15 protein-coding genes are annotated in these 16,143 nt (G+C 45.5%); all 15 read left to right on the plus strand.

The window, feature by feature from the left end; all coding sequences use genetic code 11:
• Positions 1-239: 239 nt before the first annotated feature.
• The 15 genes from NSQ66_RS04645 to NSQ66_RS04715 all read left to right on the plus strand — a co-directional run bounded on the left by NSQ66_RS04645 (position 240) and on the right by NSQ66_RS04715 (position 16,142).
• Positions 240-1,886, plus strand: coding sequence for an ATP-binding protein (locus NSQ66_RS04645; protein WP_036676625.1), 1,647 nt, complete (start codon positions 240-242; stop codon positions 1,884-1,886).
• Positions 1,887-1,909: 23 nt separating this feature from the next.
• Complete coding sequence (locus NSQ66_RS04650) at positions 1,910-2,545, plus strand: response regulator transcription factor (RefSeq protein ID WP_036676623.1); 636 nt, start codon at positions 1,910-1,912, stop codon at positions 2,543-2,545.
• A 265-nt stretch (positions 2,546-2,810) separates the two neighbouring features.
• Positions 2,811-3,548 (plus strand): Wzz/FepE/Etk N-terminal domain-containing protein, encoded by a 738-nt coding sequence (locus NSQ66_RS04655; protein WP_076141772.1) that lies wholly within the window; start codon positions 2,811-2,813, stop codon positions 3,546-3,548.
• Positions 3,532-4,173 (plus strand): CpsD/CapB family tyrosine-protein kinase, encoded by a 642-nt coding sequence (locus NSQ66_RS04660; RefSeq protein ID WP_076141773.1) that lies wholly within the window; start codon positions 3,532-3,534, stop codon positions 4,171-4,173. The genes NSQ66_RS04655 and NSQ66_RS04660 overlap by 17 nt, the downstream gene beginning before the upstream one ends.
• An 83-nt stretch (positions 4,174-4,256) precedes the next feature.
• Positions 4,257-5,147, plus strand: a complete 891-nt coding sequence (gene galU / locus NSQ66_RS04665; RefSeq protein ID WP_339279604.1) for a UTP--glucose-1-phosphate uridylyltransferase GalU — start codon at positions 4,257-4,259, stop codon at positions 5,145-5,147.
• Between the two features lie 30 nt (positions 5,148-5,177).
• A complete protein-coding gene (locus tag NSQ66_RS04670; RefSeq protein ID WP_076129267.1) occupies positions 5,178-5,870 on the plus strand; it encodes a sugar transferase in 693 nt (230 codons plus the stop codon).
• Between the two features lie 25 nt (positions 5,871-5,895).
• Positions 5,896-6,831: a glycosyltransferase gene (locus NSQ66_RS04675; RefSeq protein ID WP_036676610.1), complete on the plus strand. Its 936-nt coding sequence runs from the start codon at positions 5,896-5,898 to the stop codon at positions 6,829-6,831.
• Between the two features lie 9 nt (positions 6,832-6,840).
• Positions 6,841-8,187, plus strand: a complete 1,347-nt coding sequence (locus tag NSQ66_RS04680; RefSeq protein ID WP_036676609.1) for an O-antigen ligase family protein — start codon at positions 6,841-6,843, stop codon at positions 8,185-8,187.
• Positions 8,184-8,957, plus strand: coding sequence for a WecB/TagA/CpsF family glycosyltransferase (locus NSQ66_RS04685; RefSeq protein ID WP_036676606.1), 774 nt, complete (start codon positions 8,184-8,186; stop codon positions 8,955-8,957). The genes NSQ66_RS04680 and NSQ66_RS04685 overlap by 4 nt, the downstream gene beginning before the upstream one ends.
• Positions 8,954-10,432 (plus strand): O-antigen ligase family protein, encoded by a 1,479-nt coding sequence (locus tag NSQ66_RS04690; protein ID WP_038568898.1) that lies wholly within the window; start codon positions 8,954-8,956, stop codon positions 10,430-10,432. The genes NSQ66_RS04685 and NSQ66_RS04690 overlap by 4 nt, the downstream gene beginning before the upstream one ends.
• Entirely contained in the window at positions 10,398-11,783 is a 1,386-nt protein-coding gene (locus tag NSQ66_RS04695; RefSeq protein ID WP_036676601.1) for an oligosaccharide flippase family protein, read from the plus strand. The genes NSQ66_RS04690 and NSQ66_RS04695 overlap by 35 nt, the downstream gene beginning before the upstream one ends.
• 26 nt (positions 11,784-11,809) lie before the next feature.
• On the plus strand, positions 11,810-12,667 hold the full coding sequence (locus NSQ66_RS04700; RefSeq protein ID WP_038568901.1) for a glycosyltransferase family 2 protein: 858 nt from the start codon (positions 11,810-11,812) through the stop codon (positions 12,665-12,667).
• Entirely contained in the window at positions 12,654-13,841 is a 1,188-nt protein-coding gene (locus tag NSQ66_RS04705; RefSeq protein WP_036676596.1) for a glycosyltransferase family 4 protein, read from the plus strand. The genes NSQ66_RS04700 and NSQ66_RS04705 overlap by 14 nt, the downstream gene beginning before the upstream one ends.
• The gene (locus tag NSQ66_RS04710; RefSeq protein WP_076104221.1) at positions 13,841-14,980 is read left to right on the plus strand and encodes a glycosyltransferase family 4 protein; all 1,140 of its coding nucleotides are present in this window, start codon (positions 13,841-13,843) and stop codon (positions 14,978-14,980) included. The genes NSQ66_RS04705 and NSQ66_RS04710 overlap by 1 nt, the downstream gene beginning before the upstream one ends.
• Before the next feature lie 61 nt (positions 14,981-15,041).
• A complete protein-coding gene (locus tag NSQ66_RS04715) occupies positions 15,042-16,142 on the plus strand; it encodes a glycosyltransferase (protein ID WP_036676592.1) in 1,101 nt (366 codons plus the stop codon).
• Position 16,143: the final 1 nt, after the last annotated feature.

Raw genomic sequence — 16,143 nt, forward strand, 5'->3', positions numbered from 1 at the left:
AAAATATGGATTAATATTACATAAATGTGTTAGTTCTTATTAACTATAGTGGATAAAATTCCAAATTTTAGTGATAAAACCTACTAAAAAAATAATAAATTTTTTGTAACTATTTTTCAAATGGAAGCGCAAACATGGGAAATGTCAACTTGTTATTGTGATTTTTCTCATGTATGATGCTTTTATCGAGCACAGTACAATCTCGCATTTTCCAAAAAACTGGAGAATAGGGTGGTGGGATGAAAATCAAACCAACTGCAGAAGACAAACTGATTGCGTATTACAGGTATTTTTCATTGTCCCTCACATCACTCATGTATCTTCTAGATAAGACGGGACCTTCCATAATTTATAAATCACTTATTATTGCTATACTTGTTGTGTTTGCACAAACGTTCTCATTTTGTTATCGAAGGCTACGCAGCAGGCCAAAGACTCTCGTCCTGGCTGTTAGTATAGAGATGGTGGGAATTATCGCATTGACCTTGTTTACGGGTGGGTACGAAAGCTCTTTTAGGCTCTATGTGCTTAATCCTGTATTGATTGCTGCAGGCTCATTGTCCATTTATTTTGGATGGTCGTTGCTCTTAAGCTATATCAGTATTTTTGCGGTGCTCTGTTATTTTTTTATCAATTCTGCGAACAGAAATTTTTTAGAAATTGTATTTATAAATGGGAATCTGTTTCTAACACTGGTACTTACGGTTATAATAATGCAGATCGTTAATCGGATGAAGCGGCAACGTGAAGAATCGAATGCTCGCACGAAAGAGACGATGGAGCATATCAAATCCCTGTACCATATCGTGGAAACCTCAAGCCAACATGATTTCATGAATATCGGTCAAGTGATCACCGATTATGTTGTTAAGCTAACGAAGCTAGATAAGGCTTTGTTTTGGTTCGCCAAGAAAAGCGGAGAACCAGCTCCGCAGAGCAGGCAGACCGGCTGGCAGCAGGAAGAGGAACAGTTCCTATTCTCAGAACTGGGAAAACATGAGCATGAATGGAGATTGCAGCGAGAGCCTATTTTTAGAAATCTGCCGGGATTAGGCGATTTCCTGCTGATGCCTGTACGGATGAGCACCCGTTTTGTAGGGATGATTGGACTCAAGCTGGAGTCTACAGAGGGGCTGGAAGGCCGCAGATGGTATATTCAACAATTGATATTCTTATCTGAGCTAAGTGCGAATATTCTTGAAAGACATGAGCTTGGTGTGATCGAGAACCGGTTGATCATCACGAACGAACAGAACCGGATTGCGGATGAAATGCACGACAGTGTGTCGCAGAGCCTTTTTGGTATTGTGTATGCGACGCATTCGCTGAAGGAATCGTGGAAGAGAATGTCTGATCATGAGCTAGAAGAACAAATTGAGCTTATTCATGACTCTGCAACAAAGGTTGCCAAAGAACTGCGGATCACGATCTACAGTCTTAGCTCCAAGAAGAGTGGCGGTCCTACTTGGTTGGGCATGGTAAGATCACATTTGAAGAGCTTATCCAGATTAAATGATGTTGATATTGATTTAAAAATAACGGGCGATGATTTCAGTCTCCCTTATCCTTACCACAAGGCGCTTTTTCGGATTATCTCCGAAGCCACGGGTAATGCCATCAGGCATGGTGCTGCCAGTCGAGTGGATGTAGAACTGTCTCTGAAGCCGACTTGGATTCGATTATTGATTTGTGATAATGGTGTTGGTTTTGATACTGATTTGTTATGGATTGAATCTGAAGATAGTGTAAGCGGACTTGGCATGAAGAATATGCAATATTTGACCCAGTCGCTCGGTGGCGACTTTCAGTTGTCCAGTAATGAGAGCACAGGAACAAGAATTATGATTTCGATTCCTGTCGGTGTAGCTGAATTAAAGAATGCATAAACTTTAGGCGGGAGGTCGTTTCTGTGAAAATCGTCATTGTTGATGATCATCCTTTAGTTAGAAGAGGACTGGCATCTGTCATATCGATGCAACCGAATGTGCAGTTTGCGGGTGAGGCGACGAATGGCCAAGAAGCGCTTCTTGTGATTGAGGAGACGCAGCCTGATCTCGTATTGATTGATCTTAAGCTAGCAGATGAATCGGGATTGGATGTCATCAAGACAGCGCGTGCTCGTGGTATCGTTAGTAAGTTCATTCTGTTGACGTCATCTGCGAGCAGAGAGGATTTCCTGAAGGCTGAAGAAGTACTGGTAGATGGATATGTACTGAAAGAGGCGTTGCCCGAGGAGTTACTGTTTGCTATCCAATTGGTGCACAAGGGAAGAAAGTATTACGATCCTGGTCTGATGGAAGATAAAATGCGCATGAGTGGAAGCAGCCCAACGGATGAATTAACACCCAAAGAAAAGGAAGTCCTGATCGAGCTGGGACAGGGCGCCTGCAACAGAGAAATTGCTTCACGTCTTTTCATTAGTGAATTTACGGTGAAGAAGCATGTCAGTCAGATTTTAGCTAAATTACAGGTGGCTGATCGTACTCAGGCAGCGCTTTATGCAAATGCTGTCGGATTAACCAAATATGAAATGTCTTACGAGTGAAAATTGAAATAATTCGTAAGCATAGTACATGAACACGGACAGGTTGTCCGTGTTTTTTTGTGCGTTAAAACCTAAATTTGCCCTCGATATGGCACTAAAGTATACCTAATCCCCCTCTTAAGAGGTATAACGTCTTACTCCAAAGTGAAGAGGAAAGTGATGGTATGAGCCATGTGGCGAATGGTGTGGATTGATAGAATTAAAGCAACAACTGAAACTTTCATGAATGCTTTCAGAATGTAATTTTAGCGGAAGGAGGGTTACTGTGGAAAAGACGATTCTGGATTACATTAACCTGATTAAAAAAAGGTTTTGGCTCATCATGGTGTTCATTTTGATCTCCTGTGCTACGACTTACTATGTTAGCAAAAACTTCGTTGAACCCGTCTATTCCGCTTCCGGACAGCTGCTTGTCAACAACATTGCCAAAGCTCCCGAGAGCAACAATCTTAACGATTTGAGCTTTAGCCTGAATTTAATTGAGAGTTACAAGGAAATTATGAAATCACCGACCATCATGAAAAGCGTAATAGAAAATCACCCGGAGTTTGGTCTCACGGCCGATGAACTAAGCCAGAAGCTTGAGATTAAAACTTCAGAGAAGAGTCAGGTGATCAACCTCAATGTTCAGGATGAAAGCTACACTAAAGCTGCCGGGATCGTAAATGCGGTATCGCAGACATTCATTCGTGAATTGCCATCGCTGATGAGGGTAGACAATGTTACCTTGCTGACACCGGCCGATCCGACTGATGTTCCAGGGCCCTCGAACGGCGGGTTTGCGATGAATCTCATCATCAGCTTTGTTGTATCACTTATGGCTGCCCTAGGAATTATTTTGCTGATGGAAACACTTAACGGCACATTAAGGTCTGAAAAGGAAGCGGAATATGACCTTGGTCTTCCGGTAATTGCTTCGATCGCAACCATTCGTAAACGTGATTTAGGTAAGGCGGCAGGCAACACCAGAGTGAAGGAGGGTGCTTATGTTGCGGCTAAATAAGAGTCTGGTTACAGACGTTAATCCATCCTCGCATATCTCCGAATCGTTCCGATCACTGCGCACATATATACGTCAGCTTGGACTAGCACAGGGCGGCGGAGGAAAAGTGCTGCTCTTTACGTCAGCAGAAGCTGGAGCAGGCAAGACGACAATATTGTCGAATCTCGCGGTCTCTTTCGTCCAGGATGGCAAGAAGGTAGCGGTGGTTGACTGCAATCTGAGACATCCCGGTCTTCATACCGTGTTTGAAGTAGAGGGGAGTGACGGGCTTGTGGCTTATTTAAGTGGGCAAGAGGAAGCAGATAACATCGCTGTCCTCGGAAACTTAGCCAATCTTTCAGTCATCCCGGCGGGAAAAACTCATGTTAGTCCGCCGGATTTGCTAGGCAACCCCAAAATGACCGCTTTGCTTGAGGAACTAAAAGAAAACTACGATCTGATCCTGCTGGATTCTCCTTCGGCAGTCGATTTCAGTGATGCTCGTATATTGGCACCTCAAGCGGACGGCGTGATTCTGGTGGCCAGATATGGAAAGTCCAAACGGGAATCGATTCGCAAAGCGAAGACGCTGCTTGAACAGACCGGCTCTAATCTAATCGGAATTGCCATGAACCAGGCGAAGTAACTGTTTATGCTTTCGAAGTAAGTTTTGCTCGAAGTCAAATCATTGAAGCTAATGCTCACAAAACTTTTAGGAGGTAAAGTGCGATGAAAAAGGTAAAAAAAGTAATCATACCCGCGGCAGGACTAGGTACGCGCTTTCTTCCTGCAACGAAAGCCATGCCTAAAGAAATGCTTCCGATTATCAATAAACCAACCATTCAATACATTGTTGAGGAGGCTATTGCTTCCGGTATTGAAGATATCATCATTGTTACTGGTAAAGGTAAAAGAGCCATTGAGGATCATTTTGACAATGCGTTTGAGCTGGAGTCTAGGCTTCTGGAAGATGGAAAGCTGGATCTGCTTAAAGAGGTTCAACGTTCAGCTAAGGTAGAAATTCACTATATCCGCCAGAAAGAACCGAAGGGTCTCGGACATGCCGTATGGTGTGCAAGACGGTTTATCGGAGATGAGCCATTCGGTGTCATGTTAGGCGATGATATCGTCACAGGAGCCGTACCTTGCCTTAAGCAGCTGATCGATCAATATGAAGAAACACAAAACTCGGTTATCGGAGTTCAAGAGATTCCTGATGAATTCACGAATCGTTACGGTATTATTGAACCGGATTTGCAGGACGGTAAATTGTATCGGGTTAACAGTTTTGTAGAGAAGCCGCCACTAGGTACGGCACCTTCCAATCTTGCGATCATGGGCCGGTATGTGTTTACGCCGAAGATCTTTAAGTATCTCGATTTGATGGAAGAAGGCGCTGGCGGAGAGATCCAGTTGACAGATGCCATTCAGAAGCTGAATCAGAGCGAACGGGTATATGCCTATAATTTTGACGGAACAAGATATGATGTCGGCGAGCGGCTTGGATATATTTTGACAACACTTGAATTTGCACTGCAAAGCGAAGATTTGCGCTATCCGGTGATGGATGCAATGGCGGAATGGCTGAATAAAATGGGACAAACCAGCTTGAGTAGTTAAGTTGAGTTCGCAAAATTTTAGATGAGGAGGATGAGCATGCAAAAACTGCCGGAAGACTACGAGGCGGTCCTGCCGAAACTTTACATGCTGCATACCGATGAGAGAAGGAAAGAAGCAGAGTCCTATTTGATAATGAAACGGATGATCGATATCTTTTTTTCCGCTCTTGGTCTTCTCGTGTTAATGCCATTATTTGTTGTCGTGGCGATTCTGATCAAGCTGGAGGATCCGAAAGGAAAGGTGTTCTTTCGGCAAAACCGGGTTGGGAAGAATGAAAAGCAATTCCCGATGTATAAGTTCAGATCCATGGTCAGTAACGCTGAGGAGTTAAAAGAAAACCTGATGGCCTATAACGAAGTGAGCGGTGCCATGTTCAAGATTAAGAACGATCCGCGGATCACACAAATAGGGAGATTCCTGCGCAAGACGAGCATCGATGAGCTACCTCAGCTGTGGAATGTGCTGATAGGTCAAATGAGTCTGGTCGGTCCTCGTCCTCCGCTGCCAGAAGAGGTGGCTCAGTATACGGATTATGACAAACAGCGTTTGACGGTTACTCCAGGTTGTACCGGATATTGGCAAGTAAATGCCCGAAACAGTGTCGGCTTCGACGAAATGGTACAGCTGGACTTAACCTACATCCATATTCGGAGCACCATGCTGGATCTAAAAATCATTGCTAAAACCGGACTGATGTTACTCGGTTCAAAAGATGCTTATTAATAATGTGGAAATTAGGTGAATGCCGATGCGTGAATACGGAGACGTTCCTAAGCTTTCCATTATCATCTGTACCTACAACAGAGCACCTTTATTGATCAAGACGCTTCAGTCACTTTTAAAGCTGGATCACTTAGAGCAGGCGGAGATCATTGTTGTGGATAACTGTTCCAAGGATGATACTGAAGCTTGCGTCAAAAAGTTTATAGGAAAGCATGGAGCTGATGTGGATATCCGCTACATGATGGAGCCGATGCAGGGGCTTTCAGCGGCTAGAAATACAGGAATTCTGGCTTCCAAATCGCCGCTGATTGCCTTTCTCGATGATGATGCGATACCTTGCCAGCGTTGGATAACAACGATTGTCAGTACTTTCGAGAGTAAACCGGAGGTCATGGCTATGGGAGGCAAAATCGCTCCGATATTTGAAAGTAAACGTCCGGACTGGTTGATTAAACCCTTTGAGCTTCCGTACACGATTGTTGATTTAGGTAGCCGGATTAAGGAATATCCCAAGCAACTTCATCCTTGTGGGGCCAATATGGCGATGCGGAAGCTCGTATTCGACATCAGTCTTTTTCCCCTGGATCTCGGAAGAAAGGGTGATTCTCTGCTCTCCGGTGAAGAGACCTGGTTATTCGGACAGATTCAAAAAGAAGGGCATTCCATCCTCTACCATCCGGAAATGGCGGTTGACCATTTCGTGCCGGCGGCCCGCTTGACGGAAGACTGGATTATGAGGCGCTATTATAGCCAAGGTATCTCTAACGCTATGAAAAGCGAAGGACTAAAAGGCAAGCTGCTTCTAGTGGGAAAGACAGCCGCTAAGCTCGTGTATATCCTGGCTGATTCTATCCTCTCAAGAAGCAAAGGAAGAAGGCTTTTGAACAAATGCAGGCTGGAGAGTATTCGTGGAACGCTTCATATGATTCTCAATCGGGAGAGGCATTCCGCAGCGGGGTGAGGGATTAACATGACAAATTTTGAGTGGGGCTCCAAATTAAATGTTTTGCCATACGGGATGCTCTATCTCATGTCGGCCCTGTTCTTTGGAACGGCGGTCATCTACCAGCCGATGATTGCGATAGCTGCCGTGCTTCTGATTATTTTGCTGGGAATCTCGATTTCACGGCCTGAACTGATCAGTTATTTCGTTCTAATCACAACGGCAATATCGATTAACTTTTTATATGATGGCAGCATGTTCGGAATGGAGATACTGTCCCTTTATAAATTAGTTATCGTGATGCTGCTTGTTCCTTGTATTCTGGTCAATGGCTTGCGGTTTCGTCTGAGTCACCCCTTGTGGGCAATGGTGGCGCTGCTGGTGATTACCTTTGGATCTTCGATCTGGCTGCCGGAAATGACCTCATCCATTGCAGTTAAAGCTTTTATCGGTCTATCCATTCCATTCGTATTTTTATTAATTAACTGGAAAAAGAATGTAGCCGAGCTGCAAATCAAAATTATCTGTATGCTTCCTCTTGTTAGTGTAGTGGTTGGTTTGTTGCTGCAGCTTGCGCATGTTCATAATTTTCTCAACATCGAGTATACAGGCGCTGTACGGATTCAGGGGGCTAATATTCCTGCGCATCTAGCGATGCTGGCCTTTATGGGAGTAGCGATTCCATTTATTGAGGTGAAGCGGAATCCGCAGCAAGCACGCTTTTTCTATATCATGTTAGTTCTGAATTTCTTTATCTTGATTGGAACAGGAACAAGAGGGCCTATCTTGGCACTTGGACTTACCGTTCTCTACTACTTCTATGATATTCTTCGCCAATATTTGAAGGGCAGAACCTATCTGCTAATTCCGTTGATGGGTGCATTTTTCCTGATTATGGTCGCTGTTTTCTGGCAGCTTGATAATTTTGAGAAACGTTCCTTTGAGAGACAGACAGATACGGCTGTTGATTTATCAGGAAGGTCGGAGGCATGGGAGTATTTCTTAAATAAGGCTGCGGACTCTCCTTGGTCTGGTAGAGGGCTTGGAGCAGTGACGGTAGCAAATGATGGAACGTTGTATAAGGGTTTTGTAGTTCCGCACAACGAGTATATCCGCTTTTACTTCGATGGGGGATATATTGGCGCTATTCTGTTGATGTTCTCTTTATTGGCTGTATTTATACTGGTGTACAGAGCATTGGCTCCGCCGATCAAACCTTATTATCTATTATTTATTGCAGCGTTTTTAATCTACTCATTCTCCGATAACACGCTGTCGACGGTCCAATTTATTATTCCGTTCTGTTGGTACCTGAACTGCCTGTATCGATCTTCACAGCCAACCGATTCCCCACAAAAAGAAGTGATACGATGAGTCAAGTGAATATGTTCGATGTCAATTTTGATAACTATGATTTCATGGATTTGCTTGATTACATTGATAAAACCATTCAGGAGAGGAATCAGTCTTATATTCTCACTTGTAATGTAGATCATGTGATCAAGCTTCGTAAGGATAAAGAATTTCAAACGGTATATTCGAAGGCAGGCGCAGTTGTTGCTGACGGAATGCCACTGATCTGGGCATCCAAAATGCTAGGTAAGCCGCTTAAGCAGAAGGTATCCGGCGCGGATCTATTTAATCGATTGGGCAACGCCTTTGAGCAAAGGAAGTACCGGCTGTTCTTCTTAGGCTCAGCTGAAGGCGTGGCGGAACGGGCAGCAATGAATTTGAAAACAGCGCATCCCGGAATAAATGTGGTTGGCTGTTATTCTCCATCCTATGGATTCGAGCACAATGAGGAGGAGAATGAACGCATTATAGAAATGCTGACAGAGTGCCAGCCAGATATCGTGTTTGTTGGTGTAGGAGCGCCTAAGCAGGAAAAGTGGATTTATCGCCACTATACCTCTTATCAAGCTCCGATATCGATCGGAGTGGGAGCGACCTTTGATTTTCTGTCAGGCTCAGTGAAACGAGCACCTAGCTTCATGCAAAAAACAGGGTTCGAATGGTTCTGGCGGCTTAGCCAGGAGCCCGGCCGGCTCTGGAAAAGATATCTTGTGGACGATGCACAATTTCTACTTTTATTACTTAAGGAACTGCGTAAGCGGGATAAGGTGAAGGAAGGAGGCTTGGAATGAGTGTATTTACGCCCCCATCACTTAGGTTCATCAAGACAGCTGGATTAATAGGGGGGACTGCTGCTGTAGGTGTCTCTCTTCCGCTGATCATTGGCTTCTCCAGTGCGATGCTGAGTTCATCGAACAGTCTGCAGGGAGCCATTCTCTCAGCCATCCTATTCCCGGCTTTCTTGTTAGCCATACTTAGACCGAAAATGCTGGTTGCTTATACCTTGCTAATCTGGGCCGTAGCTCCAGAGCTGCGCCGCATTGCTGACTGGTCAGAAGGAGTTTATCACTCTGTATCCTTGCTGAGCTTAGCTCCCTTGTTAACCGGTGTGACCTTGATCATTCCGCTGCTGAAGGAGATTCATAATATTCAAAAAGCCTCCACGCGGATCATGTTAATGTTCGCAGTTGCGCTGGGTTATGGTGCTTTAATCGGTTTGGCTAAGAATGGCATGGGCTCAGTTTATGACTTAGCGAATTATATTGTGCCACTGCTGTTATTGCCGTACTTTGCCGTCACGAAGTTCAAGCCGAAGGATATCGATCGATTGCTTACTGCTTTTGCCAATATTGCAGTCCTAGTTGCCATTTACGGGATTGTTCAGTATTTGACAGTGCCACCTTGGGATGTGTTCTGGATGAAACATGCGGACATGATGTCCATCGGAAATCCATATCCATTGGAAATCCGAGTGTTCTCTACGTTGAATTCGCCCGGACCGGCAGCAACATTCTTAGCGTTTGCTTTAGTTCCGATGATACTGGAGAAAAAATGGCGGGGAACATTGCGCTGGATCGGCGTTCTGCTAGTTGTAATCTGCCTGCTGACTACTTTAGTACGTGCGGCATGGCTGATACTTCTGGTGATGCTGCTCATGTACGTTGGAACCTCTCCTTCTAAGGGAAAGTGGAAAACCTTGATCCAATTAGTTTTTGTGGCTGCTGCGTTGTTCTGGGTTGTGCCGAAATTGCCTGGCGCCGAAGGACTGGTTGCTCGGGTAGAGACACTATCTTCTGTTCAGGAAGATCACTCTTATAATGAACGGCTAAGCTTATGGCAAAACATGCTGCCGATGGTCGCTGCCAATCCAGTAGGTCAGGGAATTGGTAGTGTAGGCCAAGGGACTAAGCTTGGTAATGACGGCGAGCTTGGAGAGTACGGAATTATGGATAACGGAGTTATCGCTTTACTGCTTACCTTTGGTGTTCTGGGTGCTGTTTTCTTCTTCGGAGCTTTAGGCGCAGTTGTCAAACAGATATTCGCTAGAGTAATCAGCAGGGACCAATTGCAGCCCTACGCCCGACTTGCGTTAGCTACTTGGACCGGTGCGATTGTCAGTCTAGTTTCAGATAATGGGTTTCCCGGACTCAAGGGATACTTAATCTGGATGCTGATCGGTCTTGGCCTCAGCGCAAGGGAGATTACTCAAAGTAGAAGGAAGGGAACACCGTATGCAGCAGTTGAATGCAAAATCTCTCCCCGCTAGAACAATCTGGTCATCTTTTAGACTGTTCGCCAAGAGCAAGGACAACAGCTCGGCAGCCGTAAAAACTATGTTTGTCAGTGTCATGATCCTATTGATTAACATGTTAACTGGTGTACTGACCGCCCGTTATCTTGGACCGACAGGTCGTGGGGAACAGACGGCGATGATTAACTGGTCACAGTTTCTGGCGTTTAGCATGAGCTTTGGCATTCCTTCAGCTCTCATCTATAACGCTAAGAAAAACCCGGAGGATGCCGGAGTGCTTTATCGTATGGCGTTGCTGCTTGGTACCATTTTTGGGGTCATAGCGATGATTATAGGTATCGTGGTCTTGCCTTATTGGCTGAAGTCATTCAGTCCGGAGGTCGTGACCTTTGCTCAGTGGTCTATGATTCTGTGTCCGATTATAGCGATCTCTCAAATTAACAATGCAGCTTTTCAATTCAGAGGAGAATACAAGAGATTTAACTGGATTCGCTATCTAGTGCCATTGCTTACACTGACGATGATCGGGATATTGATCGCGCTGGATCAGATGAATCCTTTTACAACTGCAGTTGCCTATCTCCTTCCGGGGGCGCCGCTGTTTATCGGAATGACGATTTCCTTGCTTCGCACCTATAAGGTGAAGATGAGAGGGGCCTATCAGAATTTAAAAAGATTGTTCACTTACGGGCTGGGTTCCTACGGCAATGACTTGCTTGGCAATTTCTCTACCTATATCGATCAGATTGTAATTGCCGGTTTGTTAAGACCTGCTGATTTGGGGCTGTATGTAGTGGCTGTGAGTCTATCGCGGATGGTTAATTTTTTCTCAAGTTCGATTACGATCGTCTTGTTTCCTAAGGCTTCTGAGCTGTCAAAAGAACAGGCAGTTGAGTTAACATTCAAAGCCTTTCGAATAAGTACGACCTTCACCATGCTTGGCGGAGTAGTTCTGATGCTCTTAGCCCCTTTAGTAATTCCGTTGATGTACGGCAAAGACTTCAATGCGGCATTAACCGTGTTTCGTTTGTTGCTCCTTGAAGTGACTATTAGCGGGGGGACGATCATTCTGGCGCAGGCCTTTATGGCGCTAGGCAAGCCGAAAATTGTTTCGATGCTTCAAGGTTTTGGCTTACTCTTGGTTATCCCAATGTTGTTCCTGCTCATCCCTAAATTTGGCTTACTCGGAGCAGGGATAGCGATGTTGTCATCAGCAATCCTGCGATTTTTCTTCATTGTTCTCAATATAAAGTACACCTTAAAAGTTAAACTTCCGCGGCTGCTTATTACCCGCGAGGACATTCAGTGGATGAAGACGACGATGAATTCTTACATTCGCAAGAAACCTATGGATATGAATGGATAATGCGAAAGATAAAGGAGGAAACCTTCATGGATTCAGTAAAAAGCGTGGTAGGCGGCCAAGGCAATTATCCAATATCGGCTGTCATCATCGCTCAGGATGACGAAGTTCGAATATCTAAGGCCATACAATCCTGCAGGTTATTCGCCGACGAGGTGGTTGTGATTGACGGAGGCAGCAAAGACGGTACAGTACAGCTTTCTGAAAGCTTGAATTGTCGAGTATACGTCAACCCTTGGCCCGGATATGCGAAACAGAGGGAGTTCGGAGTAGAACGCGCGGTTCATGATTGGGTCTTCCTTATTGATACTGACGAAGTGGTCAGCGACGAGTTGGCCGCAAGTATTCTTGAACTGAAACCGGGGCTTATGGATCAATCGGTTGCCTATTCTATCTACCGGATCGGTGATTTTATGGGCAGATGGCTGGATCGTGGCGAATATCTAGTGCGCCTATACAACCGCAAAGCATATGGAATTCGAAATAGCTTGGTGCACGAGATGCCCGAGGTCTCAGAAGAGCGAACCATACGTTTGACAGGAACCCTCTGGCATTATGGTTACCGCAGTATTAACGATCATGTGGCACGTTTCAATAAGTATACTGACTTGGAAGCTGAAAGTGCGTATGCCAAGGGCAAACGATTTCGGGTCAGTCATCTGCTGTTAAGACCACCAGCCCGTTTCCTGCAAAAGTATTTCTTACATGGGTTGTTCAAGAAGGGAATGTCAGGCTTCGGTGTATCCGTATTCTGGGTCATGTATGAATTCATGGTCGGCTTCAAGCATTACGAATTAATTAGATCGGGAAAGCTGACTCAGCACAATGCGAAGACGAGTCAGACCGAGAAGGAGAATAAAGGAGAGAGAAGCTATGCCGTACAGTGACGGATTGAACATTATGACGACAGGCCTTAGCTGGCCGTCGCTACAGCCGGGTGGGCTTAACACGTATTTCAAATCCGTTTGCGAGCAACTCTCCTCACGTAATCGGGTGCATGCGCTGATTTGCAGTCAAGAGACGCCTGCTACCCCTGAGGAATTGATTATTCACAATGCCGGAGATCCAAAAGATGGGATCTGGAAACGTAAGGATGCTTTCCAGCGTAAGGCGGCCGATCTGATGGGAGAGGGCAGTGGCCGTATAGATATTTTATACACTCACTTTGCTCCTTATGGTATTGGTCCAGCCTTGGAAGCAAAGAAACGTGGGATTCCTGTAGTGATGACTTTTCATGGCCCATGGAATGAAGAAATGAAAATCGAAGGTCAAGGCATTAAGCACCGGGTCAAAACAACCATCGCCAAATCCATTGAACATAGAGCCTATAAGCTAGCGGATAAGTTCATCGTGCTTAGTGAGACGTTCCGCGATATTCTCCATAAGCTGCACGGAGTGCCACTACACAAAATTATTGTGATTCCAGGCGCAGCTAATGTGGAACGTTTTATCCCCGCTACGAATCGATTGGCGATTCGCCGGACCTTGAATTTACCTGAGGGAGCAACAACCGTGCTGACTGTCCGGCGTTTGGTCAATCGGATGGGACTACTCCAGCTGCTTGAAGCCTGGAAGCAAGTTGCGGAGCGATTCCCAAATGCAATTCTGCTGATTGGTGGTAAAGGGCCGTTGCGGGGGGAACTGGAAGAAAAGATCGCCGACTATGGCTTAAGCAACAAGGTAAGGCTGCTAGGCTACATTCCTGATCACGAACTAGCCTCTTATTATCAGGCAGCGGACATGTTCGTGGTTCCCTCACAGGCATTGGAGGGCTTTGGATTGATTACCGTTGAAGCCTTATCTTCAGGATTGCCAGTGATGGCTACACCGATTGGCGGCAATAAGGAGATTTTGCAAGGCTTCCGGCCGGAATTGCTATTTAAGAGTTCAAGTAGCGACCACATGGCCGAAGGCATGATCCATATGCTTAGCAATCGAAAGCTGCTTCCGAGCCGTGATGAATGTAGAGAGCATGTACTAGAGAGATATACTTGGGAGCATGTTACGGATCAAGTAGAATCCGTGTTCCTACAAGCCTTAGGAGAGGAGGTGACCACGTAATGCTTAGAGTGGCCTATATAGATCACACTGCTAAATGGAGTGGTGGAGAAGTTGCCCTGTTTAACATCCTTACCCATATTGGAGAACAGATCGATCCACTGGTAATTCTGGCTGAGGATGGTGCGCTGGCTGAACGGCTACGTGAAAAAGGGATGGATGTCCGTATTATTCCGCTGGATGAGAGCATCAGAAGTCGTGGTAGAAATGCAGTCAACTTGGGAGCACCTGCTGCAGCCTTCAAGCTGTTGGCTTATGGTCGCAAGCTTGCGCCGCTCTTAAAAGCGGAGAAGGTAGATTGCGTGCACACCAATTCCCTGAAATCTGCATTATACGGAGCCATCGCTGCAAAAATAGCAGGCGTTCCATTGATCTGGCATATCCGGGATCATATTGGAGCCCCTTATTTAAAGCCTATCGTTGCCAAAGGAATTCGTTTGCTGTCGCGACTGCTCCCAAATGGAGTCATCGCGAATTCACATTCTACGCTGAATGCTTTGGAGCTGCCGCGTTCCAAAAAAACGCTGGTCGTATACTCCGCTTTCGCTAAAGCGATTGGTAATGGGATCGGCATGCGGGACCAGAAGAATTTTAACGTACTGCTAGTTGGTCGATTGGCGCATTGGAAAGGTCAGCATATTGTGCTGGAAGCCGCAAAAAGCTTTAAGAACGAACCTCGTGTGAAGTTCTGGCTGGCCGGAGACGCTCTGTTTGGAGAAGAGGCTTATAAGCAGGAATTGCTGCAAAAGATAAAAAACGACGAGCTTACTAATGTAAGCATGCTAGGGCATGTGGATGATATTCAAGGCCTTATGAATACTGCTGATTTACTGATTCACACTTCGGTAACTCCTGAGCCTTTTGGCCAAGTTATCGTTGAAGGAATGGCAGCGGGATTACCGGTGATCGCCTCCAATGAAGGCGGGCCGGTAGAAATTGTAGTTCAAGGTGAGACAGGATTACTGATAGAGCCTGGTGACGCGGCGATACTGGCAGACTCCATTAAATGGATGCTGGATCACCCAGAGGAAAGACGGCGGATGGCGGACAATGGGATGAAACGAGTGAAAGAGCATTTTGTTATCGAGAATACGGTCAAGGACATCGTTGACTACTATAAAGGTTTGTTGGCGGGCACCTGACAGATGATATGACGCGGTAATTCTGAAGATGATGCTCCATAAAACTTTGAGGATGATTCACATGAAAATTGCGATAGCGCACGATTACTTAATCCAAATGGGCGGCGCGGAAAGAGTGGTGGAAGTCTTTCATCACATGTATCCCGAGGCTCCAATCTACACAACGGTTTTTAACGGAAGCCGCCTTACTGACAATCTCAAAGATGCGGATATCCGTGCCTCCTGGCTGCAAAAGATTCCGGGAGTAAAGACTAATTTTAAAGGGGTGCTGCCACTTTATCCAATGGCCATCCGTGATTTGGACTTTCGCGGTTTCGATATCGTCCTGAGTTCCAGCAGTGCTTTTATGAAAAGTATTCAGGTTCCTAAACATACGTTTCATCTTTGTTACTGCCATACGCCTATGCGCTTCGCATGGGACTATGACACCTATATGGAACGTCAGTCGAATTCCGGGCTGTTCAAGAAAATGCTTAAGGTATACATGCAGCAGCTTAAAACGTGGGACCAACGGACTTCCAAAAATGTGAATCAGTTCGTAGCCAATTCTTCAGTAGTGAAGACGAGGATTCAGAATTATTATCACCGGGATGCAGATGTCATATTTCCACCGATTAATACAGCCCGGTTTACAAGCTCTTCTACCATTGGTGACTATTATTTAATTGTCTCCCGGCTTGTTTCCTACAAGCGGATTGATCTGGCGGTAGAGGCTTTCAATCGTAACGGTCTTAAGCTTTATATCGTAGGGGATGGACCGGATCGCAAGCGCCTCGAAGGCATGGCTAAGGATAATGTATCGTTTCTGGGCCGGCTAGAAGATGAGCAAGTGACTGGAATGATGGCACAGTGTCGAGCATTTATTTTTCCAGGAGAAGAGGACTTTGGAATTACACCGCTGGAAGCGAACGCTGCAGGAAGACCGGTAATTGCTTATCAAGCAGGTGGCGCACTAGATACTATTATTCCTTATGTAAATGGTGTGTTCTTTCAGCATCAAGAAGTGGAGGATCTACTTAAGGCTATTTATGAGGTAGAGTCCTACGCTTGGGATATCGATCAAATTATGGAGCATGCACGTAAATTCGATGAGCAGGCGTTTATGGTTAAGTTCAAGCAGTATGTTGAGCAGGCGTACGTCAATTTTCTAAAAGGAGGATGAT

The sequence above is a fragment of the Paenibacillus sp. FSL H3-0329 genome (assembly GCF_037963285.1).
GTDB classification, from domain to species: Bacteria; Bacillota; Bacilli; order Paenibacillales; family Paenibacillaceae; genus Paenibacillus_AQ; species Paenibacillus_AQ odorifer.

What these genes read in the sequence shown, in the direction of transcription:
- NSQ66_RS04690 (WP_038568898.1), top strand. Translation starts at nt 8,954, where the DNA reads ATGAGTGTATTTACGCCCCCATCACTTAGGTTCATCAAGACAGCTGGA.
- NSQ66_RS04675 (WP_036676610.1), top strand. Translation starts at nt 5,896, where the DNA reads ATGCGTGAATACGGAGACGTTCCTAAGCTTTCCATTATCATCTGTACC.
- NSQ66_RS04700 (WP_038568901.1), top strand. Translation starts at nt 11,810, where the DNA reads ATGGATTCAGTAAAAAGCGTGGTAGGCGGCCAAGGCAATTATCCAATA.
- NSQ66_RS04695 (WP_036676601.1), top strand. Translation starts at nt 10,398, where the DNA reads ATGCAGCAGTTGAATGCAAAATCTCTCCCCGCTAGAACAATCTGGTCA.
- NSQ66_RS04710 (WP_076104221.1), top strand. Translation starts at nt 13,841, where the DNA reads ATGCTTAGAGTGGCCTATATAGATCACACTGCTAAATGGAGTGGTGGA.
- NSQ66_RS04685 (WP_036676606.1), top strand. Translation starts at nt 8,184, where the DNA reads ATGAGTCAAGTGAATATGTTCGATGTCAATTTTGATAACTATGATTTC.
- NSQ66_RS04670 (WP_076129267.1), top strand. Translation starts at nt 5,178, where the DNA reads ATGAGCATGCAAAAACTGCCGGAAGACTACGAGGCGGTCCTGCCGAAA.
- NSQ66_RS04715 (WP_036676592.1), top strand. Translation starts at nt 15,042, where the DNA reads ATGAAAATTGCGATAGCGCACGATTACTTAATCCAAATGGGCGGCGCG.
- galU (WP_339279604.1), top strand. Translation starts at nt 4,257, where the DNA reads ATGAAAAAGGTAAAAAAAGTAATCATACCCGCGGCAGGACTAGGTACG.
- NSQ66_RS04645 (WP_036676625.1), top strand. Translation starts at nt 240, where the DNA reads ATGAAAATCAAACCAACTGCAGAAGACAAACTGATTGCGTATTACAGG.
- NSQ66_RS04680 (WP_036676609.1), top strand. Translation starts at nt 6,841, where the DNA reads ATGACAAATTTTGAGTGGGGCTCCAAATTAAATGTTTTGCCATACGGG.
- NSQ66_RS04660 (WP_076141773.1), top strand. Translation starts at nt 3,532, where the DNA reads ATGTTGCGGCTAAATAAGAGTCTGGTTACAGACGTTAATCCATCCTCG.
- NSQ66_RS04705 (WP_036676596.1), top strand. Translation starts at nt 12,654, where the DNA reads ATGCCGTACAGTGACGGATTGAACATTATGACGACAGGCCTTAGCTGG.